Source organism: Rhizobium sp. R339 (assembly GCF_002211395.1).
GTDB lineage: Bacteria > Pseudomonadota > Alphaproteobacteria > Rhizobiales > Rhizobiaceae > Rhizobium.
Genome location: NZ_LOKV01000027.1, coordinates 91,954 through 116,177, shown reverse-complemented (window position 1 = coordinate 116,177; position 24,224 = coordinate 91,954). Strand labels below are relative to the sequence as shown.

The 24,224-nt window shown below is 62.1% G+C and carries 20 protein-coding genes and 1 pseudogene; 7 read left to right on the top strand and 14 right to left on the bottom strand.

Annotated features, from left to right (window positions below; genetic code table 11):
• Window positions 1-157: 157 nt before the first annotated feature.
• From repB to ATY76_RS29295, 4 genes and pseudogenes are all read right to left on the bottom strand, one after another.
• A complete protein-coding gene (repB, locus tag ATY76_RS29310; RefSeq protein WP_088678154.1) occupies window positions 158-1,132 on the bottom strand; it encodes a plasmid partitioning protein RepB in 975 nt (324 codons plus the stop codon).
• Window positions 1,133-1,207: 75 nt separating this feature from the next.
• Entirely contained in the window at window positions 1,208-2,407 is a 1,200-nt protein-coding gene (gene repA, locus ATY76_RS29305; protein ID WP_088678337.1) for a plasmid partitioning protein RepA, read from the bottom strand.
• A gap of 1,876 nt (window positions 2,408-4,283) precedes the next feature.
• Window positions 4,284-4,791: pseudogene (locus ATY76_RS29300) on the bottom strand (FAD-dependent oxidoreductase); the annotation flags it as partial.
• A gap of 298 nt (window positions 4,792-5,089) precedes the next feature.
• Window positions 5,090-7,051, bottom strand: a complete 1,962-nt coding sequence (locus ATY76_RS29295) for an elongation factor G (protein ID WP_088678153.1) — start codon at window positions 7,049-7,051, stop codon at window positions 5,090-5,092.
• 139 nt (window positions 7,052-7,190) lie between these two features.
• Here ATY76_RS29295 and ATY76_RS29290 point away from each other — a divergent pair, with 139 nt between their 5' ends.
• Window positions 7,191-7,490: a WGR domain-containing protein gene (locus ATY76_RS29290; protein ID WP_245310126.1), complete on the top strand. Its 300-nt coding sequence runs from the start codon at window positions 7,191-7,193 to the stop codon at window positions 7,488-7,490.
• A 32-nt stretch (window positions 7,491-7,522) separates the two neighbouring features.
• Here ATY76_RS29290 and ATY76_RS29285 read toward each other — a convergent pair whose 3' ends face one another.
• The 3 genes from ATY76_RS29285 to ATY76_RS29275 all read right to left on the bottom strand — a co-directional run bounded on the left by ATY76_RS29285 (window position 7,523) and on the right by ATY76_RS29275 (window position 9,387).
• Window positions 7,523-7,729: a hypothetical protein gene (locus tag ATY76_RS29285; RefSeq protein ID WP_245310124.1), complete on the bottom strand. Its 207-nt coding sequence runs from the start codon at window positions 7,727-7,729 to the stop codon at window positions 7,523-7,525.
• A gap of 130 nt (window positions 7,730-7,859) precedes the next feature.
• Entirely contained in the window at window positions 7,860-8,585 is a 726-nt protein-coding gene (gene aqpZ, locus ATY76_RS29280; RefSeq protein ID WP_088678151.1) for an aquaporin Z, read from the bottom strand.
• A gap of 109 nt (window positions 8,586-8,694) precedes the next feature.
• A complete protein-coding gene (locus ATY76_RS29275) occupies window positions 8,695-9,387 on the bottom strand; it encodes a GntR family transcriptional regulator (RefSeq protein ID WP_088678150.1) in 693 nt (230 codons plus the stop codon).
• 143 nt (window positions 9,388-9,530) lie between these two features.
• Here ATY76_RS29275 and ATY76_RS29270 point away from each other — a divergent pair, with 143 nt between their 5' ends.
• From ATY76_RS29270 to ATY76_RS29245, 6 genes are all read left to right on the top strand, one after another.
• Window positions 9,531-10,535 carry an ABC transporter substrate-binding protein gene (locus tag ATY76_RS29270; RefSeq protein WP_088678149.1) on the top strand — a complete coding sequence of 335 codons (1,005 nt, stop codon included), beginning with the start codon at window positions 9,531-9,533 and terminating at the stop codon, window positions 10,533-10,535.
• Between the two features lie 57 nt (window positions 10,536-10,592).
• Entirely contained in the window at window positions 10,593-11,411 is an 819-nt protein-coding gene (locus tag ATY76_RS29265; protein WP_088678148.1) for an ABC transporter ATP-binding protein, read from the top strand.
• A gap of 4 nt (window positions 11,412-11,415) precedes the next feature.
• A complete protein-coding gene (locus ATY76_RS29260) occupies window positions 11,416-12,285 on the top strand; it encodes an ABC transporter permease (RefSeq protein ID WP_088678147.1) in 870 nt (289 codons plus the stop codon).
• A gap of 38 nt (window positions 12,286-12,323) precedes the next feature.
• A complete protein-coding gene (gene araD / locus ATY76_RS29255; RefSeq protein ID WP_088678146.1) occupies window positions 12,324-14,060 on the top strand; it encodes an L-arabinonate dehydratase in 1,737 nt (578 codons plus the stop codon).
• Between the two features lie 13 nt (window positions 14,061-14,073).
• Window positions 14,074-14,799, top strand: coding sequence for a ribonuclease activity regulator RraA (locus tag ATY76_RS29250; RefSeq protein WP_088678145.1), 726 nt, complete (start codon window positions 14,074-14,076; stop codon window positions 14,797-14,799).
• A 74-nt stretch (window positions 14,800-14,873) separates the two neighbouring features.
• Window positions 14,874-15,359 (top strand): YidB family protein, encoded by a 486-nt coding sequence (locus tag ATY76_RS29245; protein WP_088678144.1) that lies wholly within the window; start codon window positions 14,874-14,876, stop codon window positions 15,357-15,359.
• Window positions 15,360-15,419: 60 nt separating this feature from the next.
• Here ATY76_RS29245 and ATY76_RS29240 read toward each other — a convergent pair whose 3' ends face one another.
• The 7 genes from ATY76_RS29240 to ATY76_RS29210 form a co-directional block, all read right to left on the bottom strand.
• Complete coding sequence (locus ATY76_RS29240) at window positions 15,420-17,039, bottom strand: GMC family oxidoreductase (RefSeq protein ID WP_088678143.1); 1,620 nt, start codon at window positions 17,037-17,039, stop codon at window positions 15,420-15,422.
• A 2-nt stretch (window positions 17,040-17,041) separates the two neighbouring features.
• A complete protein-coding gene (locus ATY76_RS29235; protein ID WP_088678142.1) occupies window positions 17,042-18,571 on the bottom strand; it encodes an FGGY-family carbohydrate kinase in 1,530 nt (509 codons plus the stop codon).
• Between the two features lie 86 nt (window positions 18,572-18,657).
• Window positions 18,658-19,500, bottom strand: a complete 843-nt coding sequence (locus ATY76_RS29230) for a class I fructose-bisphosphate aldolase (RefSeq protein ID WP_088678141.1) — start codon at window positions 19,498-19,500, stop codon at window positions 18,658-18,660.
• The gene (locus ATY76_RS29225) at window positions 19,473-21,221 is read right to left on the bottom strand and encodes a glycerol-3-phosphate dehydrogenase/oxidase (RefSeq protein WP_190233753.1); all 1,749 of its coding nucleotides are present in this window, start codon (window positions 21,219-21,221) and stop codon (window positions 19,473-19,475) included. The genes ATY76_RS29230 and ATY76_RS29225 overlap by 28 nt, the downstream gene beginning before the upstream one ends.
• An 11-nt stretch (window positions 21,222-21,232) precedes the next feature.
• Window positions 21,233-22,228 carry an aldo/keto reductase gene (locus ATY76_RS29220; protein ID WP_088678140.1) on the bottom strand — a complete coding sequence of 332 codons (996 nt, stop codon included), beginning with the start codon at window positions 22,226-22,228 and terminating at the stop codon, window positions 21,233-21,235.
• Window positions 22,225-23,232, bottom strand: a complete 1,008-nt coding sequence (locus tag ATY76_RS29215) for a sugar-binding transcriptional regulator (protein WP_088678139.1) — start codon at window positions 23,230-23,232, stop codon at window positions 22,225-22,227. The genes ATY76_RS29220 and ATY76_RS29215 overlap by 4 nt, the downstream gene beginning before the upstream one ends.
• A gap of 1 nt (window position 23,233) precedes the next feature.
• Window positions 23,234-24,223 carry an ABC transporter permease gene (locus ATY76_RS29210; protein ID WP_190233752.1) on the bottom strand — a complete coding sequence of 330 codons (990 nt, stop codon included), beginning with the start codon at window positions 24,221-24,223 and terminating at the stop codon, window positions 23,234-23,236.
• Between the last annotated feature and the right edge of the window lies 1 nt (window position 24,224).

Sequence of the window (24,224 nt, the reverse complement as noted above, 5' to 3'; positions counted from 1 at the left end):
CGCAGGCCTGGTCATAGACCGAGGATGGCGCCAAGGGGGACAGGCCTGTCGCTGCGATGCACCAGGTCCCACCCATTCCCCGATCGGCTTCCTGATGCAAGACAAAGCCGAGCGGCTTGCGAATCGACACGCACGACCATACGTCCGGCATTCTGCTCTACGGTTGAATCTTGCGGTTCCGATACGTCTGATACAAATTGGACAGGTTCTCGGAGAGGAAATCTCCAAAACCGAGGGCGTCTTTGGCCTTCAAAGCGAGCGTGTACGACCGCCCGTCGCTCTTCAAATCAATGGCGACCGACTTGTCCTCTGAAACCCATTTCGCATTACGGATCCGTTTTGTCGAATTCGCCCGACGCGAGGTTTTGACGTGGGCGAGCAAAGCGTTGAAGCGATCATCCCCTGTCTTCTCGCCGAATTCTTCAGACTTCACGAAAGCGAGCGCCTTCTCCAGATTTGTCGGCCGTTCCAACAACGCCTTCAGCTCATACCAGCGATCGCGGCCAATACCCTTCGCTGCGCCGACAGCGTCGAGCACCTCACCAGGCATGCCCGCCACCGCCAGCATTTTCGACAGGGTTGCCCTGTCCAGGGAGAGCGCAGAAAGAATGATCGCGTTGTCTCCATCGACATGGAGTCGTGCGATCTCTCTTGCAAACATTGCCTTCTCAAAAAAGGACAGGTTAGCACGCGCCGAATTCTCCTGGCCTTGAGCGACGAGATGATCGCTGTCCTGAAGCTGTTTGACGACAGCGCGGACTTTTTTGCCGAGCTCCCTAGCCGCACGCAGCCGCCGATGGCCAAACACGACCATGTAGCGTCCTGACGCCTTCGGATGTGGACGCACGAGGATGGGACTATCCTGACCTCGGTCCTGGATTGCCGAACGCAACTCCGCAAACTCCTGCTCGTCATCTTCGATGCGATCCCGGACAAAGGACGGATCGATGAGATCAGGTTCCAACTCAACAATAGTTTCGCCCTCCAGCAACCGGTCCGCGCGAGCTGCGATCTCGTCGATAGAGCTCAGGATCGATTTGGACGCCCCCTTGATTGTGTAGTCGAGCGCCACGCGGCTTTCATCTGAGCCGGCGTTACTCATGACGTTCATGAACGGGTTCTTGCGAGCCATTCTGTTATCCCCGAAAACTCGATATTATGTTGTTTTGACAGGTTATTTTGCTGGTTTTGACGGCCGTCAACATCGCTACAGCCTTCCCCATGCCCTGTGGATCAAGCCCTGGATCTCGAAATTGACGGCATCCATGCATTCGATGGCGCGATCGTAAGTTTCGCGCGTGAAATTCGAGCGGTCCAGTTCATAAAGGGTGCGTTTCGTCAGGCCGGCATCGGAAATCGCCGTCGTCTTCACCATCTGGCTCTTGAGAATTTCTTCGGCCAGCATCGACTGCATAAAGCCCAGCATCTGGACTTGAGGAATATCCGAAGGTTCGAAACGGGTGATGAGGTAACGCAGCCAATCCATGCGCACATTGGCGCCAGCCATTTTGATCGTCTTCGTGATGTTGCCCAGCATCAGCAGGAATTGCGACATCGACATCAGGTCGAGCATCTGCGGATGGACCGTGATCAATACGGACGTGGCAGCCGTAAGTGCGGTCAGCGTAAGATATCCAAGCTGCGGAGGGCAGTCGACGACGACGACGTCGTAGCGGCTGTCTACCTCCTCGAGCGCCTTCCCGAAGCGGGTGAAGAACCGCTTTCCTTCGGAACCCGCCTGCTGCATCGCCAGTGGCGTGTCGTACTCGTATTCCTGCAGGTCGAGGTTTGCAGGGACGATATCTAGACCCGGGAAATTGGTAGGCAGTATGATGTCCGAAATGGGCTTGCGGTCATCGTCGTAGCGCAGCGCATCGTAAAGCGATGGGTTCCTGTCCAGTTCGGGCTGAAATCCGTGCAAAGCCGAGAGTGACGCCTGCGGGTCGAGATCGACCACCAGAACCCGGTGCCCCGTCAAAGCCAGATGCTGGCCAAGGTGCGCTGCGGTCGTCGTCTTGCCAGAACCGCCTTTGAAATTGACCACCGCAATGACTTGAAGCTTGTCACCTTGTTTGCGGTGCGGAACATATCGCTTCGCTTCCGTCTTTCCCGTTCGGTCGAGAAAGAAGCGGAGTTCCATCATCTGCTGCGCGGTGTAATACTTCCGGTTTCCCGACATCGTCGTTGGGGTGGGGCCTTTGCCGTCGAGATAGAGACGCTTCAGATTGCTGGGGGTGACGCCCAGATAGTGAGCAACTTCGGCCACCGAGAATTGACGAAGCGTCTTCCTCGCATCCGGCGGAAAATTCTCGAGACGCAATTGGTCGAGCTTGCGCGATATCTCCGCGCCCTGCATCAGAATCTTGTCGTCGAATTCGAATGACGGTAACGAAGTGAACGCGTTCATCGTGCCTCTGGCCATTATGTCGATAGAATCGCCGAAATCAGCGAAATGGCGTCATTATCCGTGATTCTTTATTTCAGACAAGGATTGGAGAGGCGACAATCGGTTAAAAGTGGTGGGCAATTGGTAGAATAGGTCCCCGGTCTTCAGAGAGGCGGCCGGCCGCTGGTTGCGAGGCGTCGTGTTGACTGCCGTCAAATCGAGCAATTTCTCGAAGCTCTGCAATAGCTTAATGGATTTTTGGCGGCTTCGCCGGCGCGATAATGCACTGCGGCGTTCCGGCATAGGGCGAGATTGAAATCCCACGTCGTACTATGAGAGACGATTGCGAAGTAGGTTTTTCATCGTCCCAGCGCTGGGTTTGTTTCTGTTCCAGATGTCATCCGGAGATGATAAGGAGTTGACAGCCAGCGGCTTGGATGCAGCGGCGAAGATCGAGAGATGTCCCAGGCAAAAGCCGAGGTGCGCCACCATCGGTGCGCTTTGACCGGCGTCTGCGGCCGCCCGTTCTCCTCTTCGGGAGTTCCCTATTACCTTTAAGCCGGCGAGAGCGCGCCTGATAACTGCTGACTACGGATGAAAGCCCGGGTTTGAAGTGGTCTGCAGGCCTGAGCCCGCAAAGGAAGCTCCGTCAGGCTGGACCTTCCCCAGCCATGCCGGAAGAGATTGCAGGAGCCGACAACGCGCCAGCCAACGTTCCTTCGCGGAGCAACGTCGAAGCTTGTCCGCCTCTACAGGACGACGCCACCTTTCATCCAAGCCCACGCATGCTTCCGTCATCGTTGTTCGAACGTCAGCAGCGCGATTAGGAGGAAGGCTCAAGGAGGAGATCCTCGTCTGTCTGCGACCAGACCCGAGACCATCGAGGTCAGTAGCGCGATCAAAATCGTATGCGAGCCGGCAACACTCGCGCCTGGTGGGCATCCACCAACTCTTCGACAAAGACGTCGGATAACCCCAGCAGCATGAAAGTGGCAGTTCCTTTCGCGCCGGCCGCCCTAGCGGCAACCGTGCATGCGGCGTAGCGACGGGTTTTTTTAGCACTTGACCGCAATCCAGCTGACACTGATGCGCATCAGTTCGGAATGCGATCGACAAGGGCAGTCACGGGGGCGCGCCCCGAATGCCGCCCTTTCGGCCGTATCCGGCAGGCGAGTGCCGGAGATGCGCTCATTGATCGCTCGGTGCCATCGGGTCGGGGCCCCATTATTGCGCCGAATTAGCGCTCGTGAACGGAATGTCTCGATGAAGAGCTGCAGCTGAACGCAATCGAGCGCTGGGGTGACTTCCCTAGCCATTCAGAAGGCAGCAGTTTCGCAGCGGGGCGTACCATTGGACTTTCCTCCACGACACAACGAGGTGGGCTGCGATCTGCGGCGATGCGGAGATGCACCGCATATCGGCTTTTTTGAATGCCGAGACCAGGGACGTGTGCGCTCTTCAATAGAACAATGCGGAATAGCCGAGCAGCGCCTGCCATGAGGTGCAGCGGTGTAGAATGTAGCGGACTGCTGTACCCCCCGGACTGCGGGATCCTTGACACCCACAATGTTCGGTTTAATCATTGTCTTCTGCTATGCCGTTTGACTCGGAGGGCGGGGATTGCGGCTCAAGAAGGACCGCCTGGCTCCATGATAGAGACGACAAGCCATTTGGTTAGCCCGGAGCTGCTGCCGGGGTAACGGAAGCCAGATGGCCTTTAGCTTCTGGTTGGCGTGGCGTTTATATTTATTTCAGTAAGTTAATAAGGGCCGCTCTATCCTGCGGTAAGCGGAATAATCGGCAGTATTTCGGAGCAACGAATTAGCCCGCCGGTGAGAAGGTCTATGGCCGAGAGATAGTCCGGCCCACAACTATGCCAGGAGCCCGCCATCCCTTTTTAAATATGCAGCGCGCTCCCTAAAGCTTTCGCCGCCGCCTCCATGATCGCTTCGCTGCGGGTCGGATGTGGGTGGATGGTGCCGGCGATGTCTTCCAGGCGTGCGCCCATTTCGATTGCCAGGGCGAAGGCCGCCGAAAGTTCGGAGCCACCCGCGACGACGCGCACGAAGCCCTCTTCGGACAGCAGTGGTCATCGCCCGCGCGTTGGCGCTGAACGGAAACTGGCCGGTGCGGATCTCATAACCTTGCGCCCTCGCTTCCGCCGGCGAGAGACCGGCGCTGACGATTTCGGGATCGGTAAAGCAGATGGCGGGGATGCAGCGCTTGTCCCAGGCCCGCTTCCTGCCGGCGATGATCTCGGCCACCATCTCCCCTTGCGCCATGGCCCGATGGGCCAGCATCGGTTCACCGGTCACGTCGCCGATCGCATAGATGCCGCGCATGGAGGTGCGGCAGCGATCGTCGATCCTGAGATAAGGACCGGCACGATCGAGATCGAGCTCTTCGTTGACCGGATCCCGCTGACCTGCGAACTCATCGAGAGAAACGGAGCAGCCGACGGAGGATTTCACCTGCTGGGCAATCGGGAACGCGGTTGATTTGGCCAAAGAACTTGAGCCCGCATACCAATGGTCGAATTCTACATGATCGCCATCGGCGAACTGATCACTACCCAAAGCACGCCATCCCCGGTAGGCAAGCCCGCAACGGCGGGCCTATGCTAGAGGAACTGCAAACGTTTCAGGCACGCCAGGGCGGGCGTGAACCCGGTTCTGTGAACGAGCATGACGTGGCGCGAGCGTTTCAGTGTGCGGTGGCTGATTTCTCCTTTGCCCTCACAATGGCGTCCGCTTCCTTGCCGTATAGTTCCTCGAAGTGATCGAAGCTCTTGGAAAAATAGCCAATGCCCTGCGTCGCCGAGCGCAGCGACCGCGCCAGATCTTCAAGTGCGCCGCCCGGAACCAGCGCCCGGAAGATGTCCCATCCCTTGGCGGCTTCATCTCGGTCGAAGCCGAGAACCTGACCGTTGAGAGCGGCGACGATCTGGACAAGGCTGCCGGAATAGACCGACGGGATGTGGAACTCCGTGCGGAAGATCGGCTGCATCAAGACGGTCGATCCTTCGGAAAACGCCTGTCGCACCCCCATTTTCGATGCAGTCCGGAAAGCGTGTTCCGAACTGTCGACGGTATGGTGCTGACCATCCAACAGCGTTACGCCGACATCGATGACTTCGAAACCTAGCGGTCCTTTCTCCATCGCTTCGCGCGCCCCCGCTTCGACGGCGGGGAAGTAATTGCGCGGAACGGCGCCGCCCTTGACGGTTTCGCCAAAGGTGAAGCCCTGGCCGCGCTCGTTGGGGTGAATGCTCAGCTTCACATCCGCGAATTGCCCGGCACCGCCGGTCTGTTTGCGATGGCGGTAATGAACCTCCGATGGTTTGGCGATCGTCTCGCGGTAGGTTGGGCTGGGCGTTCGGTCGGTCACGGAGATGTGAAAGACTTCCGACAACGTTCGGCAGAGATCACGCAGATGCACCGGTCCTTGGGCGCGAACGAGTTGAGCGCCCGTGCCTTCCTCCTGCAAGACTTTCAGGCCGCGATCCGTCTCGGAAAGTTTCGCCAGCGTTTCGGAAAGTTTGTTTTCATCGCGCTCGCTGCCCGGAACCAGGATCCTTTCAAGCATCGGCGTGGGTGGTTCCGTCCACTCAGGCGGGGCGACCACCGCGCCGGAGGTCAACAGCGAAGGGACGGACAGGTGGTCGGACTTGACCGTCGCGAAGACATCCCCCGGCGCAGGCAGAACCGGCGAATTGGACCGCCCGTTTGCGAGACTTTGGACGGCGCCGAGGCTGGAGCCGCCGAGCGATGCGCCTTGCCGCAGTCCCTCCCCAAGTGCGCGCACGAGCACCGTCTTGCCGACATTCTGGCGATGATAGGCATGGAAGCTCACGGCCGCCAGTTTGCCTTCATCGACAGTGCCCGCATGAGCGAGACGCTGCCTGAGAATCCCGACCGGCGGCGCCTCGTGGCGCAGCGCCTTCATCAGCCTCATCATGCCGTTGCCGTGACTTGCAGCACCGATCAGGACCGGGATAATTCTGTTTTCCCTGAGAACCCGTGATGAGATGGCATAGAGCGCGTCGCTGGATGGCTCGCGGTCCTCGATCAGTTCCTCGAGAAGCCAGTCATCAAATTCGGACAGGTGTTCGAGGAGCTCGGTGCGCGCTTCGTGCTCGCGTTCGGCAGTGCTTTCGGGGATTGCGATCAGCGCCGAAGTCTGGCCTTCCCGATAGCGCCACGCCCTTTCCGAAATCAGATCGCAACTGCCAATGATCCTGTCCCCCTCGCGGATCGGGATCTGGCGAAGCAAAAGGGTGTGGCTGGCGTAGTCTTGAAGCGCGGCGATCACGTCCCTCAACCGCCCTCTCGGTTCGTCCATCCGGTTGACGAAGAGGATGCAGGGCGTCCCCGAAGCTTCGACGATCTTAAGATAGGGCGCTGCGAGCACCGCCTCCTCGGGTGCCGATGAAACGCACAATATGCAGGCGTCGCTGGCAAGAAGCGCGTGCTGCGCATGCGCCAAGGCTTCGTTCGGTCCTGGCGCATCCAGTGCGCACCAGGCCTCGTTTCCGAAAGTGAACTCTGTGAGGTTCAATCCATAAGGGGAGCTCGATTTTCTCGGCGTCCCCTCCAGGGAGCCGAGCTTTTCCACGACTGTCGATTTTCCGGTCTGCGAGGGTCCAAGCACGGTAAAGCAACGCATCGGCCTTCCTCCAACTGCCATAAGCACAATCTTCAGCCATCATAGGATGCCCTGAACCGCTGCAAGGCGCCAGAGGTGTTCAGTTTCACAATGCATCACGCAGATGAATCAATCCGCCGGGATCGATTCAGGAAACTCGTTGGACGCCGGGAACAGTGCGGCCGATGATGCGAACATGGATGCCGACACTGAAATGACGCTGCTTTACAGGATTGATCACGCTCGGAATATGGCGCGTTTCTACAGCCTGTCCGTCGAGCCAAGTCTATTCGGAGGCAGCGCGCTTGTTCGCCGCTGGGGCAGGATCGGCACGAATGGCCGGCAGAAGATCGAGTTCTTCGATACGGCTGCAGAGGCTGCCGATGTTCAGTCTCGTTTTGCTGCGCAAAAGCTGCGCCGCGGATACGTCCGCGAGCGGTTGCGGATGGGCGGAGGGTAGACTTCCAGTGCGCTTGTGCGCCGGGGGAGAGGTTACCTGGCGCCATTGCCGGCGCAAATCCGGGCCCCCTGCGCTTCGGCGTCCTTCGGGTCCAGCGTCGCGCTGCCGACGTGGCGGTTGATGTCGGCCGAAACGACATGCAGGCACCGATCGAAGCCGGTGGGGCGAAGGAGAATGGCGCCGGCAATGGTGAGGGCTGAGATGAAGATCACAGCGGCCGGCAACAAGCTGTCTCGCATCATTACCTTTCCTTGAAATCCCGCTGGCCGTGTGCCCTGCAACCTAACTATGGATGCAGCGCCTCGCAACGCCGTCAGCGGATCCGCCGCGACCGACGCGGCAAGGGCCGGTCGCGGTGGCCTTCCCGGTCTATTCCGCCGGTGCGGTTCCGATGACGACACCATCCGGTTCATGGCTGAGCCAGCGATAAAGCGCGCCGCCGATCATCCCGCCGGCGATCGGCGCCAGCCAGAACAACCAGAGCTGCTGAACGGCCCAGCCGCCGGCAAAGACCGCCACGCCCGTGCTGCGCGCCGGATTGACCGATGTATTGGTGACATCGATGCTGACCAGGTGGATGAGCGTCAGTCCGAGACCGATGGCAAGCGGCGCAAAGCCGGCAGGCGCCTTGCCGTGCGTTGACCCCATGATGATGAACAGGAATACCGCCGTCAGCACCAGTTCTGCCAGGAAACATGCAAACAGGCCGTATTGGCCGGGTGAATGTTCGCCGTAGCCGTTCGAAGCGAAGCCGGCGGAGGGATCGAATCCGGCTTTGCCGCTGGCGATCAGGTAAAGCACGCCGCCGCCGATAACGGCGCCGACCACCTGAGCGACGATATAGGGGGCAATCTGGTTTGCTGGGAACCGTCCGCCGGCTGCGAGGCCGATCGTGACGGCCGGGTTCAAATGGCAGCCCGAGATGTGGCCGATGGCGTAGGCCATGGTCACGACAGTCAACCCGAATGCCAACGCCACTCCGAGATAACCAATTCCGACATTCGGCAGGCCCGCCGCGATCACGGCGCTGCCGCAGCCTCCAAACGTCAGCCAGAACGTACCAATTGCTTCCGCTGTATATTTCCTCATCGTCATGGAAACCTCTCTCGATAGAGATCATGCGTCGCCACCCTGGCGGGCATTGAGGAACCCTAACGCCGGGAGATTGCGTGAGGCATACTTTTCGTCGGGCGTTCGGCAGGCCTTAACCGCGAATGTAATCCGGGTACTGCGCCTTGATCAGATCGATGATCGACAGTGTGCCGGACAGATGTTTTCTGAGCGCCGCCGTCGCCGCTTCAGGACTACCCGACGCGATGGCGTCGACGATGGATTCATGGTCGGCAAGGACTGTCTGCATCTTGCCCGGCATCGGGAGGTTGAGGCGCCGCAACCGGTCGAGATGCACGCTCTGGCGCCTGACATTGGCCCAAAGCTGCAATATGCCCGCCCTCTCGTAGAGCTTCCGGTGAAAATCGCGGTCAATGTCGTCGAAGATGTCATAAGTTTCCGGAGACTGAACCGCCTTCTGCCGCGCCAGAATCTCGCGCAGCTCCGCCGCCGTCTCGCCTGGCGCCTCTTCGGTTAGCCGCCGCACCGCCTCAAGCTCGATCGATAGCCGCAGAAACTGCGCCTGCCTCGCATGGTCGGTGTCGATCTTGGCGACAACGGTCGCATATTGCGGATAAACTTCGACAAGTCCTTCTTCCTGAAGCCGCATCAAGGCATCGCGTACAGGGGTCTGGCTCACGCCGAATTCCAGCTGCAGCGAGGCGCGGGACAATACCGTCCCCGGCGCAAGCTCCACCGTCAGTATCCTCGCCCGCAATATCTCATGGATTTGCAGCGCCACCTGTCGTGACCGATCCAGCTGGCTTTCCCGAACCATTCCACTCATGTCCCTGCCCTTCTTCCGCGTCGTGCAAATCGACTAGATCACATTTTTTGGGTTGATGCACTGATGCATTAGTGCTTCAATGAAGAAATCCGCCTCGGGAGGGGCGGCAGAGGGCTATCGCCCGCATCCTTTGGGAGGACCAGATGCAAATTCTAAAACATTGTCTTGCGGCCGCGGCCCTGACGCTCGGCCTTGCTTCGGCCAGCCAGGCGCAGGAAAAGACCGCTATCTCGATTACTCGCCAGCCGGGCATCCTCTACCTCGCCAGCCATGTCATGGAGACGCAGAAGCTGATCGAAAAGCACGCGGCCGCCGAGGGCGTGGCTGACGTGACTGTCGAATGGCGGACCTTCAGCGGCGGCGGCGCTCAGACGGATGCGTTGCTTGCCGGCAACGTCGACGTCGTCAATACCGGCACCGGCAACCTGCTTTTGCTCTGGGACCGCACCAGAGGAAAAGTGAAGGGGATCATCACCAGCTCCGCGCAGCCGGTGATCATGGTCAGCAATGACCCGCGCATCAAGTCGCTCAAGGACATTACGCCCTCCGACAAGATCGCCGTGCCCACGGTCGGCGTGTCGACCCAGGCCATCCTGCTGCAGATGGCGGCGGCGAAAATGTTCGGCGAGGACAAGGTCAAGTCATTCGATTCCAACACTGTTCAGCTTGGGCATCCGGACGCGGTTGCTGCGATCGCCAACCCGAACCACGAGGTGAAGAACCATTTCTCGGCACCGCCTTTCCAATATATCGAACTGAAGCAGCAGGGCGTGCACAGGGTGACCGATTCCAAGGAGATCCTGGGAGGTGCGCTGACGCAGGCGACCTTCTTCACCACCACGGCATTCGCCGACGCCAACCCGAAGATCGTCAAGGCGCTGCGCGAAGCGACGGAAGAAGCAGTCGCCTTCATCAAGAAAGACCCCAAGGCCGCCCTGGAAGCCTACAAGACGGTATCGGGCGACAAGACCAGCCTCGATGATCTGCTCGCCATGCTGAAGGAACCGGGCATGGATGAATGGCGCACCGACCCGCAGGGTACGATGAAGTTTGCCGAGCACCTCAACAAGATCGGTACGCTCAAGACCATGCCGAAAGCCTGGACCGACTATTACCTGCCCGACTCCGCCTATCTCAACGGCAACTGACGGCACCTGGGAGCGGCGCTTAAACCCGCCGCTCCCCCTCTTCAAGGAGTAATTCCAATGCTTCAGGCCATTGCCCCCACCGGCAACGAGACCGCCCCCGCGGCCGAGAGAGAGCCCCTCCTCAAGGTCGACAATGTGACGCTGCGCTACAAGACCCCGAACCTGTTGGTCACCGCCACCGAGGGCGTCAGTTTCTCCGTCAGCCAATCCGACAGGTTCGTGCTGCTCGGTCCGTCCGGCTGCGGCAAGTCAACGCTTCTGAAAGCCGTCGGCGGCTACATGACGCCATCGGCTGGCTCCATCCATATCAATGGGCGGCAGGTGAAGTGTCCGGGGCCTGACCGCATGATGGTCTTCCAGGAGTTCGACCAGCTCATGCCCTGGAAAACCGTGCTCGAGAACGTCATGTTCCCACTGCTGGTCGCCCGCAAGCTGCCGAAGGGGGAAGCCGAGGCATTGGCACGCGAGTATATCGACAAGGTGAAGCTGACCCGCGCCGTCGACAGCTACCCCCACACGCTGTCCGGCGGCATGAAGCAGCGTGTCGCCATTGCCCGCGGCATGGCGATGCAGCCGGATATCCTCCTGATGGACGAGCCTTTCGCAGCGCTCGATGCCCTCACCCGCCGGCAAATGCAGGACGAGCTGCTCCAGCTTTGGGAAGACACCAAGTTCACCGTCATCTTCGTCACCCATTCGATTGCCGAAGCGATCAAGATCTCGAACCGGATCCTGCTGTTGTCGCCGCACCCAGGCAGGGTCAAGGCGGAAGTGGTCGATGTCGACAAGGTCAGCCACGAGGACGGCAGTGCCGCGGCGCTCGAGCGTGACATCCATAACCTGCTGTTCTCCTCGGAACCCGGCCACAAGGAATAGAACCATGTTGTCCGCAAACATCATTCTCGCGCCCGATGTCGAGGCCGCCAAGCCCTACGACAACATCAAACCGATCGAACAGAGGCTCAGTGCATTCGAAACGCTCTGGGGCATCGGCGCATTGCGCAAGACATTGCTGATCCTCACGCTGGCAATCGTCTGGCAGGTCTACGCCTCGTATCTCGACAATCCCCTTCTGTTCCCGACGCTCAGCGACACGATCGTCACGCTGGTCGACCGCTTCGCCGATGGCACGCTGCCGGCCCGCATCTGGACGACGCTGCAGATCCTGTTCATGGGATATGCGCTCGGCACCGTACTCGCTGCACTCCTGACCGTGCTCGCCATCAACACGCGCATCGGCACGGATTTTCTCGAAACGATGACGGCGATGTTCAACCCGCTGCCGGCGATATCGCTCCTGCCGCTGGCGCTGATCTGGTTCGGCCTTGGCGCCTCCAGCCTTGTCTTCGTGCTCGTGCATTCGGTTCTGTGGGCGGTGGCGCTGAATACCCATTCCGGTTTCCTCGGCGTCTCGCGCACCTTGCGCATGGTCGGCGCCAATTACGGCCTGACGGGCATTTCCTATGTGCTGCGGATCCTCGTGCCGGCCGCCTTCCCTTCCATCCTCACCGGCCTGAAGATCGGCTGGGCCTTCGCATGGCGCACGCTGATTGCCGCCGAGCTCGTCTTTGGCGTCTCCTCGGGCCAGGGAGGCCTTGGCTGGTTCATCTTCGAGAACCGCAACCTGCTCGATATTCCGGCAGTCTTCGCCGGGCTCTTGACCGTGATCATCATCGGCCTGATCGTCGAGAACCTGGTCTTCCAGACGATCGAGCGCCACACCATCCAGAAATGGGGAATGAAGGAATAGCCGCGAATGCAATTTTCCCATCCCGAGAAGGTATCCTCATGACACACAGAAAAACGCCGGACATGCTGCGAAGCGCGCGATGGTTCGCGCCTGATGACCTTCGCAGCTTCGGCCATCGCTCGCGCATGATGCAGCTCGGCTACGCCGAGGAAGATTTCCGCGGCAAGCCGATCATCGGCATCCTGAATACCTGGTCGGAGCTCAATACCTGCCACTCCCACTTCAAGGAGCGCGTGCAGGACGTGAAGCGCGGCGTCTCGCAGGCCGGCGGCTTCCCTGTCGAGCTGCCGTCGCTGTCGGTCGACGAAAGCTTCACCAAACCCACCTCCATGCTCTACCGCAACATGCTGGCGATGGAGACGGAGGAGATGATCCGCTCGCATCCGCTCGATGGCGTGGTGCTGATGGGAGGCTGCGACAAGAGCACGCCGGGCCTCGTCATGGGCGCGCTGTCGGCCGGAGTGCCGATGATCTACCTGCCCGCCGGGCCGATGCTGCGGGGCAATTACGCCGGCAAGATTCTCGGCTCCGGCTCGGACGCTTGGAAATATTGGGACGAGCGCCGCGCCGGCAACATCACCGATGCGGAATGGCTCGGCGTTCAAGGCGGCATCGCCCGCTCGGCCGGCACCTGCATGACGATGGGAACCGCCAGCACCATGACGGCGATCGCGGATGCGATGGGACTGACGCTGCCGGGGGCATCGTCCATTCCCGCCGTCGACGCCAATCATCAGCGGATGTCGGCAGCCTGCGGCCGGCGGATCGTGGAAATGGTCTGGGAGGATTTGAGACCGGACCAGATCGTCACCGAAGCGGCGTGCCGCAACGCCGCGATCGTCGCCATGGCGACCGGCTGTTCCACCAACGCCGTCGTCCATCTGATCGCGATGGCCCGGCGCGCCGGCATCGACCTGACGCTCGACGATCTGGACCTGCTGGGACGGGTGACGCCGCTCATCGCCAACGTCCGCCCTTCCGGCAAAGACTATCTGATGGAGGACTTCTTCTATGCGGGCGGCCTCAGGGCGCTGATGAAACAGCTCGAAGACAGGCTGGACCTGACGGCGATGACGGTCACCGGAAAGACCTTGGGCGAGAATTTGATCGGCGCGGTGGTCTATAATGACGACGTCATCCGGCCGCTTTCCAACCCGGTCTATCACGAGGGATCGCTCGCCGTTCTGCGCGGCAATCTCTGCCCCAACGGCGCCGTCATGAAGCCTGCCGCCTGCGACCCTAGATTTCATGTGCATCAGGGGCCGGCGCTGGTCTTCGACAGCTATCCCGACATGAAGAAGGCGGTCGACGACGAAAATCTCGACGTCACGCCCGACCACGTCCTCGTGCTGCGCAATGCCGGGCCGCTGGGCGGACCGGGCTTTCCGGAATGGGGCATGCTGCCGATCCCGAAGGCGCTGATCAAGCAGGGGCATCGCGACATGCTGCGCATCTCGGATGCGCGCATGTCCGGCACCTCCTACGGCGCCTGCATCCTGCACGTATCGCCCGAGAGCTATGTCGGCGGCCCGCTGGCGCTGCTCAGAACCGGCGACATCGTTCGCCTCGACCTGCCGAACCGCCGGCTCGACATGCTGGTGGACGAGGCCGAACTCGTCCGCCGCCGCGATGCATGGAAGGCTCCGGAGCCGCATTTCCAGCGCGGCTATGGCTGGATGTTCTCCCGCCATGTGACACAGGCCGACCAAGGCTGCGACTTCGATTTTCTTGAAACCGGCTTCGGCAAAAGCGCCGGCGAACCGGATATTTATTGAGGGAGAAATGAGCATGACCGACTATGTGCTGAGCGACGCGACCCGGGCGAAATTCAAGAAGATCTCCACCGCGTCGATCGCGACCGCCCTCTTCAAGCGCGGCCTTCGAAACCAGTTCATCCAGGGCGTCGTGCCCGTGGCGCCCAAGGCGGAGGTGATGGTGGGACAGGCATTCACGCTGCGCTACATACCCGCCCGCGAAGACCGCAATCCGATCACCGTCTTCCAGAATCCGAACCATCCGCAAAGAGTTGCGATGGAGACATGCCCTCCGGGGCAGGTGCTGGTGATGGATGCCCGCAAGGACGCGCGGGCCGCAACGGCCGGCTCGATCCTGATCACCCGGCTGGCGCTACGCGGCGCGGCCGGCGTCGTCTCGGACGGCGGCTTTCGCGATGCCGCAGGGATCGGAACGCTTGATATGCCGGCCTACTACGCCAAACCATCCGCCCCGACCAATCTCACTCTGCACGAAGCGCTCGATATCAACGTGCCGATCTCCTGCGGCGACGTCGCGGTGTTTCCAGGCGACGTGCTGGTCGGCGACGGCGACGGCGTCATGGTCATCCCGGCGCATCTGGCCGACGAGATCGCCGATGAATGCGCGAATATGGAGAACTATGAGGACTTCGTCCTTGAGCAGGTCAAGGCTGGGGAAACAATCATCGGTCTCTACCCCTGCACGAAGGACGAGCACCGGCAGAAATACCAGGCCTGGCGCAAGGAAAACGGCCGCTGAGCCCGCCGCTCTGGTCGATGGAACCATAATCTCTTCTGCAGGTTTCCTTTGGTCAAAAACTGGAGGAGATCACCATGAACCGCAATCTTACCGCCTTGCTCGGCATCCTCGCGGTCGCCGGCTACCAGAATCGTGACAAGATCAATGAAATTCTGAAGAACCTGACCCAGGGTGGCCAGCGCGCTCCGGGCCAGGTGGCCCCAGGAACCGCGCAGGGCGGCCTTGGCGATATCCTCGGCAACCTGACGAGAGGCGGTGGCCTCGCCGATCTCATTCGCGGCGGGTCCGCCGGCGGCATTCTCAGCGGCGGCCTCGGCGGGCTTGTGGATCAGCTGACGAAAAACGGCCGCGGCGATGTGGCGGATTCCTGGGTCAAACCGGGGCCGAACCAGCCAATTGAAAGTCCCGATCTTGCCAATGCATTGGGCGATGAAGTTCTATCGGAACTGACTGAGAAGACCGGCCTCAGCCGGGAAGAAATCGTCTCGCGCCTGTCCCGTGAACTTCCGCGCGCCGTCGATGACCTGACGCCCGATGGCAGGGTGCCGGACAGCATCTGATCGACGCCAGATGGCGGCGTCGGGCGGAGCGATGCCGTAGGCGACGCCATCAAACTGGCTCTAATCACCGTTCAGGATCGCTTCCGCCGCCTTTTCCGCAATCATGATCACCGGCGAATTCGTATTGCCGGAGACGATCGTCGGCATGACCGAGGCATCGACGACCCGCAGTTTCGCGACGCCATGCACGCGCAGTCGCGTATCCACCACAGCCATCGGATCGCTGCCCATCTTGCAGGTGCCGACGGGGTGGAAGATCGTCGTGGCGATGTCGCCAGCGCGGCGGATCAAGTCGTCGTCGCTCTCATATTCCCGGCCCGGCAGCATTTCCTGGGGGTTGAAGCGGGAGATGGCCCTCGTCCGCATGAGGCTGCGGGCGTGGCGGATGGATTTTGCCGCAAGCAGCCGGTCGCCGGCCGTCGACAGATAGTTGGGGCGGATTTCCGGTGGCTGGCCGGCGTCGCCCGTCGTGACATGCACGGTGCCGCGGCTTTCCGGCCGGAGATTGCAGACGGAAACCGTGACTGCAGGATAGCGGTGCAACGGCTCGCCGAGCCGGTCGGTGCTGAGCGGCTGCACGTGATATTCGAGGTCCGCCGTCGCAACCGCCGGATCGCTTTTGGCGAAGATGCCGAGCTGGCTCGGCGCCATCGAAAGCGGGCCGGACCGGTTGACGGCATATTGCAGGCCCATGCCGGCGCGGCTGAAGAGGTTGTGATAAAGCTGGTTCAGCGTGCGCGCGCCTTCGATCTTGAAGACGGTGCGGATCTGCAGGTGATCCTGAAGGTTTTCGCCGACGCCCTGAAGGGCGTGACGAACCGGAAGATCAAGCGCCGAAAGAACCTCCGGCCGGCCGATGCCGGACAGTTCCAGGATCTTCGGCGAGTTGATGGCGCCCGCCGACAGCACCACCTCGCGGGACGCGCGGGCAATGCAAAGCCGGCCGCCGAGGCGGAAGCGCACCCCGGCGACGGCCTTGCCGTCGAACTCCAGCCGTTCGGTCTCGGCGCCCGTCAGGACGCGAAGATTCCCACGCCTCATCGCCGGCCGCAGGAAGGCCTTCGTCGTGTTCCAGCGCAGGCCGCCCTTCTGGTTGACTTCGAAATAGCCCGAGCCTTCATTGTCGCCATCGTTGAAATCGTCGGTTTTCGGGATGCCGAGTTCTTCCGCAGCATCGCGGAAGGCGTCGAGAATCGGCCAGGAGAGGCGCTGGCGCTCGACGCGCCATTCGCCGCCGGCGCCGTGCATGGCGGATTTGCCACGATAATTGTCTTCCGACTTCAGGAAATAGGGCAGCACATCGTCCCAGCCCCAGCCGGCGTTTCCGGCCTGCCGCCAGCCGTCATAATCGGCCGCCTGCCCGCGCATATAGATCATGCCATTGATCGACGAACAGCCGCCGAGAAGTTTTCCGCGCGGATAGTTCAACGCGCGGCCGTTGAGCCCGGCCTCGGCGGCCGTCTTCATCATCCAGTCGGTGCGCGGATTGCCCATGCAGTAGAGATAGCCGATCGGCACATGCACCCAGTGATAGCGGTCCGTGCCTCCGGCCTCGAGCAGCAGCACTCGATTCCCAGGATCGGCCGAGAGCCTGTTTGCCAGAACACAGCCGGCGGAGCCGGCGCCGACGATGATGAAATCGTAGCTTCCCTCGTCTATCGGCGTTTCATTACCATCCATCGTCACGCCGCAGCTCCCGTTGCCGTAGGTTCGGCTGCCGAAAGCCGCCGCCAGAGCGGCGCCATGGCTTCCGCAATATCATTGTAAAGCGCGTAGCGCCGGCCGTAATGCGCGGCGAGCGCGGCATTCTGCCGATAGTGCCGGTCGATACGCACCATGGCATCCGCGCCTTCCGTGAAATCGGCAAACAGGCCGACACCGGTTGCTGCCGCGATCGCCGCGCCGAGAGCCCCGGTCTCTCTGGAGACGGCGACAGAAACCGGCACGCCGAGCACGTCGGCAAAGATCTGCGGCCAAAGGCGGCTGCGCGATCCGCCGCCGGACAGCACCGCCTGGTCGAAGGTCGCCCCGGCTGTGCGAAGCGTCTCGACATGGTGACGGTGGCCGAAGGCGACGCCTTCGAGAAGGGCGCGGATCATGTGTCCCTTGGTGTGCCAGCCGGCAATGCCGTAGAAGCCAGCCCGCGCATGGCCGTCCTGCTGGGCGCCGTAGAGGTAGGGATGGTAGAGCGGGTCGTCGGCAGCCGGCTGAATTTCCGCCGCCAGTGCACAGCAGGCGTCGAAGGGCGAGACGCCCTCCGCATGCTCACCGTCGAAAAATTCCCGCACCAACCATTCGAGATTGGCGGCCGACGTGGCGCTGTTTTCCATCGCCATGTAGCGAGTGCGGTCGAAGGTCGAGGACATGAAGACAGGCCTGCCGAGATCGGGGCCGTCGATGATGACCTGGTTGATGCTCCAGGTACCGGCGATGATCGAGGCGCTGCCGGTGCGCGAGACGCCCGAGCCGAGTGCCGAGGCGACGACGTCGAACAGACCGCCGACCACCGGCGTGCCGGCGGCAAGGCCGGTTTCCGCGGCGACCTCTTCCGTCACCCTGCCGGCGATGTCGGCGCTTTCGATCAGCCGCGGCAGCAGGTCCATGCAGTCGCCGAGGCCGTAAGCCTCGATCAGCGTGCGGTCATAACGGCGGGCGGCGAGATCGAGCAGCCCCGCCCCCGACATATCCGACATTTCGCTGACACGCTCGCCGGTCAGCCGGTTGACGACGAAATCCTTGGAACAGAACACCGTGCCGATGCGCTGGAAAACCTCCGGCCGATACCGTTTCAGCCAGGCGAGCAGGGTTGGCGTTTGCGAGGGCCATGGCCGTTGGCGGGAGATCGGATAGGTGCGATCGCCGACAGCCTCGCCCGCCCATTCCTCGACGAGCCGGGTCGCCCGCGTGTCGAGCGACTGGATGCCGAGGAAGGGATCGCCATTTCGATCAAGCGCATAAAGCCCGTTGCCGTGGCCTGCGCAGCCGATTGCGGCGATATCGGCCGCAGCGATGCCTGCCCGGTCGAGGCAAGTGCGGATGACGCGCTTGGCATTGGCCCAGAGCTCGCCGAGGTCGCGCTCGACATGGCCGGGACATGGCATGCGGCTATGCCCCTCCTCTCCCGCATAGGCCACTTCCCGGCCGGCGCAATCGAAGATCACCGCCTTAATGACGGTGTTGCCGGCATCGAGCCCCAACAGATATTCTCCCATTGCGAACCCCTCCCAAGGTTCTGTCATTCCTTATGCAATTCCAAAGGTAAACCGCTTCACGCTTTTCCGGGAATTGCTCCAGCCTCTCAGCCTTGACGGTAGATCGTGACGGCTTCTTCGCCGCTCGCATCCTGGTGGATGATCGCCATCAGACCGCGCACGACGGCGCTCGGATTGGCATGCTGGTAGATGTTGCGGCCATAGACCATGCCCTTCGCACCCTGCCGCATCAAGGCGGCGGATTTGGCGAAGACGGCGGCGAGATCCTCCTTGCCGCCGCCGCGCACCAGCACCGGGCATCGCGCCGCCTCGACCACGCGGTGGAAATCCTCCGCATTCGTCGTCGGATCGGCCTTGACGATATCGGCGCCCATTTCGCGGGCGAGCCGCGTCAGGGTGACGATCTTGTCGGCATCGCCGTCCACCATGTAGCCGCCGCGCTCGGTGACCGGCTGCATGACGAGCGGTTCGATCATCAGCGGCATGCCATATTTCTCGCAGTCCGCCCGGACGCGCGAAATGTTCTTCACGCACTGGCGGAAGAGATCGGGCTCATCCGGCAGCATGAACAGGTTGACGACCACGCAGGCGACATCCATCTGCAAGGCGCCGACCAGCGGCTCCGCTTCGTTCTGCAGCACTGCCCACATGTCGCGGTGGCGGATGCGGTTATAGGGATTGCCCATGTCGATGCGCATGACGAGCGCCGGCTTGTCCTTGCCGGGCAGATCCTGCAGCAGATCGGCCTGGCCGTAATTCATCTGGATCGCATCCGGCTTCGCATCGACCAGCGCCTTGACGACGGCCGGCATGTTCTCCAGCCCGTCGAGAAAGGACGGCTCGTTGCAGACGCCGTGATCGATCGCCACGTCCAGGCAACGGCCGTTGCCGAACAGCCGGTTCATCCGGACCTTGCGGTTGTCTCGCATAATTCACTCCTTCGTTCGTTCCTTGCGGAAAGGGTTGCTTCGGCGACGCCGTGGCGCTCGCGCAGAATGGTGAGAAAGCGAATGCGCTCTTCGGCGGCGCACTCAACCGACCAGCCTCTTTCGGCAGCCAGCAGGGCGAGCACGGCGTCAGTCATGTCAAGCGACAGCTCGCCTGAGATTGCTAAGGTCGTGCGGCGCAGCAGCAGGTCGTCGAGATGCTCGACGGCTTCAGCGCCGATCAGATACTGGATTTCGCGGAGGCTGTAGCCGGCATGCGGCAAAGGATGGTCGGGGCCTGCCGCGATGAAGCCGGCGACATCCTCCGCATCGGTGCCGTAACGTTCGAAGAGGATCGCAGCGCGATCGACGGAGATGCCCGCCGACGCCGCAAGGTCACGAACCCAGCCGCCGCCGTCTTTGGGGAAGGCACGCCCGCCGCCAAATGCCCTTTCCGCCGTATCGACGCGCCGTGGCCGGCCAAACCGTTCCAGCACCATGTCGCCCGCCAATTCACCGAAGGAGCGGAACGTCGTCCACTTGCCGCCGATCATGCAGAGCACCGGCGGGCCGCCATCATGGCTTTCGATCACGGTGCAGAAATGGTCGCGCGGGATGCGTCCGGTAAAACTATCCTTGCTGGCCGGCAGCGGGCGCACGCCGGCGAACTGGAAGACGATCTCTTCCGGCCGGATGCGGATGCCGGGCAGCACGAAGGCAAGCGATTGCAGGATATAGTCGCGCTCGTCGCTTTCGCAGCGCACGGTGCCGGGGTCGTCGACGCGAATGTCGGTCGAGCCGACCAGCACCTTGCCGAGATAGGGAAAGAGGATGCAGATGCGCCCATCCTCGTTCTCGTAATAGATCATGTGCCCGTCGAGTATGTCGCGGAGCGCGGGGTTGTCGATGATGAGATGTGATCCCTTGGTGCCGCCCATCAGCGGGGCGGGCCGCGCGGCTTCGGGAAAGAGCGATCCATTCGCGATGTCGATCCAGCCGCCGGTCGCGTTGACGATCAGCCGCGGCTGGATGCGAAACGTCTCCCCGGCGATACCGTCGCGCAGTAGAAAGTCTCCCGCCCCGGCCTGCTCGATCGTCGCATAGTTCAAGGCCCGGGCATTCGCGCCAGCGGACAGGCCGTCGCGCAGCAGTTCGATGCCGATCCGCTCCGGATGGCTCACCCAGGCGTCGTAATAGGTCGCAGAGCTGCGGATCCCGGGATTGAGCGCCGGCCATTTTGAGAGCGTCGCCCGGCGTCCGCGGAACTGGTGGCGGGGCATCAGCGCGCGTTTGCGCGTCAGGAAATCGTAGATGGCGAGCCCGGTCTTGATGGCCACGGCGCCGCGGCGGCTCGGACGGCGGGTGAGACCGAGGAAGCGCACGATGCCGTTGGCAAGGCCGGAGAAGATGTCGAAAACCGGAACCGTCGTCGGCAATGGCGCGACATAATGGGGCGCGTTGCGCAGCAGCCTGTCGCGCTCGACGAGCGATTCCTGCACGAGGCTGAATTCGCCATTCTCCAGATAGCGCAAGCCCCCATGGACCATGCGCGAGAGGGCGGCACTCGCGCCGGAGCAATAGTCGCCCTGCTCGACGAGCAGCACGTTCACGCCTTGCAGCGCCAGCTCGCGAAAGACACTGAGCCCGTTGATGCCGCCGCCGAGGACGCAAACGTCCACCTTCGGGCTTTGGCGAAGCCCGTCCATTGTTTCCACACGGTTCATGATGGCGTCCGTTATCCGTCCATGGTGGCGAGCTGCGCCGATATGGCGGTGTCGATGGCCACGAGATCGGCGGTTGAAAGGCGAAGCGTTCCGGCTCGCGCATTGTCGAGCGCCTGCGCCGGGTTTCTCGCGCCGCAAAGCGCGAAGGTTACGCCCGGCTGCGCCAGCGTCCAGGCGATCACCGTCTGGGCGATGCTGGCGCCATGGCGCTCCGCCACAGGCCGGATCGCCTCGGCAAAATCCTTGGCCTTGCGGCGGTTGGCAACGGAAAAGCGCGGATTGTCCTTGCGCTGGTCGTCGCCGGAAAACACACGCTCAGGCCCTATGGCGCCGGAAAGCAGGCCGAGCGCCAGTGAGGAATAGCTGAGCGTCGACACGCCGTTGGCGATCGTGAGCGGCAGCAGGTCCGCCTCGATCTGACGATCGATCATGCTGAACCGCTCCTGGATCGCATCGAGCGAACCGGTCTCGATATATTGCTCGAGTTCCGACCGGTTGACGTTGCTGGCGCCGATCGCGCGGATCTTCCCAGCCTGTTTCAGCTCTTCCAGCGCCGCGACGGTCTCCTCGATCGGCGTCGTCGGGTCCTGCCAATGGGTGATGTAGAGGTCGATATGATCCGTGCCGAGACGGCGCAGGCTTTCCTCCACCTCGTGAACGATCGAGTCCCGCCCGAGATGGCGGTGCACCGGCTTGCCGTCCTGCTCGAAGAAATGGTTGCCCTTCTGGGTATGCCACACCAGCCCGCACTTGGTGGCGATCACCGCCTTGCCGCGGCGTCCGGCAAGCGCCTTGCCGACGATCTCTTCGGACCGGCCCAGGCCGTAGGCCGGCGCCGTGTCGATGAGCGTGACGCCGGCATCGAGCGAGGCCTGGATGGCGGCGATGGATTCCGCCTCATCAGTGCCGCCCCACATCCAGCCGCCGATCGCCCAGGTGCCGAGGCCGACGGCCGAGGCCTTAACGCCGGAGCGGCCGATTTCACGGGTCAACTGTTCGCCGCTCATGCGGAAAATCCTTCCTCGGATGCAAGTTCAAGAATGCGCGCGCCCGTCGCCTCGTCGGTGACGAGCGTATCGAGGTGGTTGCCGCGCAGGATGCTGAGGATCGGCCCGGCCTTGTTCGGGCCGCTGGCGACGCCGATCTTCGTCGGGATCGAGGCGAATTCCGGCAGCGTCAGCGAAACCAGCGACCGGTTGAGGCTGTAGTCGCAAACGCGGCCGTGATCGTCGAGCAGGTGGGCGAGCAGTTCGCAGCTGGCGCCCGAACGCTCGATTGCCGCGCGATCGGTGCTGGAGGAAGGGTGCAGGTCGTAATAGCTCGAATCGTCGGTCAGAATCGAGCCGATGCCGACCACCGCCACCTTGGCCTCGCGCGCCCGCCGGAAGACGTCGGCGACGGAGCGCATGTTGATCAGCATCGACCGCTGCTCGGCATCATCGGCAAAGAGCGGCGCATGGATCTGGTAGGAGCGCCCGCCAAGCCGGTCGGCCATCAGCGTCGAAACGTGGTTGACGTCGGTATAGTGCTTGCCCTGCACGCATCCGGTTGCCGGGATGACCTCGACATCGAAGCGGCGCGGCGCCTGGAGGCCGGCGACGACGGCGCTGACGCCCTTGCCGCCGGTGATGCAGATCGTATCGCCGTCGGCGATTTCTTCGAGCACCAGGCGGGCCGCCGCCTCGCCGACCGCCTGCAGCGCCGTCTGCGGATTGTCGGAGACGGTGGGGACCACGACCGCGCGGCTGATGCCGCTGAGCGCCAGAAGCCGCTCCTCCATATCAACAAGCGGTTCGATCGGCGATTTGATCTTGATCTCGACCAGGCCGAGCTGACGCCCCCGCTTGATAAGGCGGTTGACGGTGGCGTGCGAGATGCCGAGCTGATCGGCGATCTGCGCCTGCGTCAAACCCTCCAGAAAATGCAGGACGAGCGCCTGGTGCATCTGGCGGGCGATGACGATTTCTTCGCGCGGGGCTGTCGTCCTGGGTTTCAGTTTGGCGATCGGCATGTCAGGCGGCCTTCCGCTTGTGCAGGAAATGGTCGATGGATACGGCGGCAAGCAGGATGCATCCTTTGATCATGTCCTGCCAATAGACGGAAACGTTTAGCAGGATCAGCGACGAGGTGACGAGGGAAAGAAGCGCGATGCCGAGAATGGCCCCGAGGATCGTTCCCGAGCCGCCGTTCAGCGAGGCTCCGCCGATCACCGCGGCTGCGATGATGTTCAGCTCCATGCCGACGCCGAACGTGGGCGTCGCGGCGCCGAAGCGGGACATGTAGATGACACCGGCGACGCCGGCGAGCGTCGAGCACAGCACCGTCACCCAGAACTTCACCTGGTTCGTCTTGATGCCGGAATAAAGCGCCGCCTTTTCATTGCTGCCCGTGTAGAACACCTTGCGGAAGGCGGTCGCCCGGCGCAGCAGGAAATCGAACAGGATGACGACGGCGACGAAGATCAGGATGACATAGGGAATGCCGTAGAACGTGCCCTGCCCCACCGCCTTGAAGCCGGCCGGCAGCGTGAAGAGCGAAAGCGGCGTGCCCTTGGTGATGATGAGGCAGAGGCCGCGCACTATCACCATGCCCGCCAGCGACGTGATGAAATGGTTGAGGCCGACGACCGTCACGAAGAAGCCCATGATGGCGCCGACGGCGCTGCTGGCAAGAATGCCGGCAAGCGAGGCCGTCCACGGATCGAGCCCGGCGAGAAAGAGCGAGCCCGAAAGCACCATCGCGAAGCAGACGACGGAGCCGACCGCAAGATCGATGCCGCCGACGATGAGCAGGATTGTCATGCCGACGACGACGATGCCCTCCACGGAAAAGCTCATCAGCATGGCGCGGAAATTGCCAAGCGTCAGGAAGTGCGGCGAGGCAACGCTCATGATGATGCCGAGCGCCAGGATGATCGCGATCAGCCCGGCCTCGCGCATCGTTCCGATGCGTTTGAAGGACGACGTCCTGGGCAGGCCTGCCGCCATCGTGTCGATTGCCATT

Excerpts from the sequence above, each read along its gene's own strand:
- ATY76_RS29265 (WP_088678148.1), top strand. The coding sequence starts at position 10,593 with ATGCTTCAGGCCATTGCCCCCACCGGCAACGAGACCGCCCCCGCGGCC.
- repB (WP_088678154.1), bottom strand. The coding sequence starts at position 1,132 with ATGGCTCGCAAGAACCCGTTCATGAACGTCATGAGTAACGCCGGCTCA.
- aqpZ (WP_088678151.1), bottom strand. The coding sequence starts at position 8,585 with ATGACGATGAGGAAATATACAGCGGAAGCAATTGGTACGTTCTGGCTG.
- ATY76_RS29240 (WP_088678143.1), bottom strand. The coding sequence starts at position 17,039 with ATGGATGGTAATGAAACGCCGATAGACGAGGGAAGCTACGATTTCATC.
- ATY76_RS29285 (WP_245310124.1), bottom strand. The coding sequence starts at position 7,729 with ATGCGAGACAGCTTGTTGCCGGCCGCTGTGATCTTCATCTCAGCCCTC.
- araD (WP_088678146.1), top strand. The coding sequence starts at position 12,324 with ATGACACACAGAAAAACGCCGGACATGCTGCGAAGCGCGCGATGGTTC.
- ATY76_RS29295 (WP_088678153.1), bottom strand. The coding sequence starts at position 7,051 with ATGCGTTGCTTTACCGTGCTTGGACCCTCGCAGACCGGAAAATCGACA.
- ATY76_RS29260 (WP_088678147.1), top strand. The coding sequence starts at position 11,416 with ATGTTGTCCGCAAACATCATTCTCGCGCCCGATGTCGAGGCCGCCAAG.
- ATY76_RS29235 (WP_088678142.1), bottom strand. The coding sequence starts at position 18,571 with ATGGGAGAATATCTGTTGGGGCTCGATGCCGGCAACACCGTCATTAAG.
- ATY76_RS29275 (WP_088678150.1), bottom strand. The coding sequence starts at position 9,387 with ATGAGTGGAATGGTTCGGGAAAGCCAGCTGGATCGGTCACGACAGGTG.
- ATY76_RS29230 (WP_088678141.1), bottom strand. The coding sequence starts at position 19,500 with ATGCGAGACAACCGCAAGGTCCGGATGAACCGGCTGTTCGGCAACGGC.
- ATY76_RS29220 (WP_088678140.1), bottom strand. The coding sequence starts at position 22,228 with ATGAGCGGCGAACAGTTGACCCGTGAAATCGGCCGCTCCGGCGTTAAG.
- ATY76_RS29215 (WP_088678139.1), bottom strand. The coding sequence starts at position 23,232 with ATGCCGATCGCCAAACTGAAACCCAGGACGACAGCCCCGCGCGAAGAA.
- repA (WP_088678337.1), bottom strand. The coding sequence starts at position 2,407 with ATGAACGCGTTCACTTCGTTACCGTCATTCGAATTCGACGACAAGATT.
- ATY76_RS29210 (WP_190233752.1), bottom strand. The coding sequence starts at position 24,223 with ATGGCAATCGACACGATGGCGGCAGGCCTGCCCAGGACGTCGTCCTTC.
- ATY76_RS29225 (WP_190233753.1), bottom strand. The coding sequence starts at position 21,221 with ATGAACCGTGTGGAAACAATGGACGGGCTTCGCCAAAGCCCGAAGGTG.
- ATY76_RS29250 (WP_088678145.1), top strand. The coding sequence starts at position 14,074 with ATGACCGACTATGTGCTGAGCGACGCGACCCGGGCGAAATTCAAGAAG.
- ATY76_RS29270 (WP_088678149.1), top strand. The coding sequence starts at position 9,531 with ATGCAAATTCTAAAACATTGTCTTGCGGCCGCGGCCCTGACGCTCGGC.
- ATY76_RS29245 (WP_088678144.1), top strand. The coding sequence starts at position 14,874 with ATGAACCGCAATCTTACCGCCTTGCTCGGCATCCTCGCGGTCGCCGGC.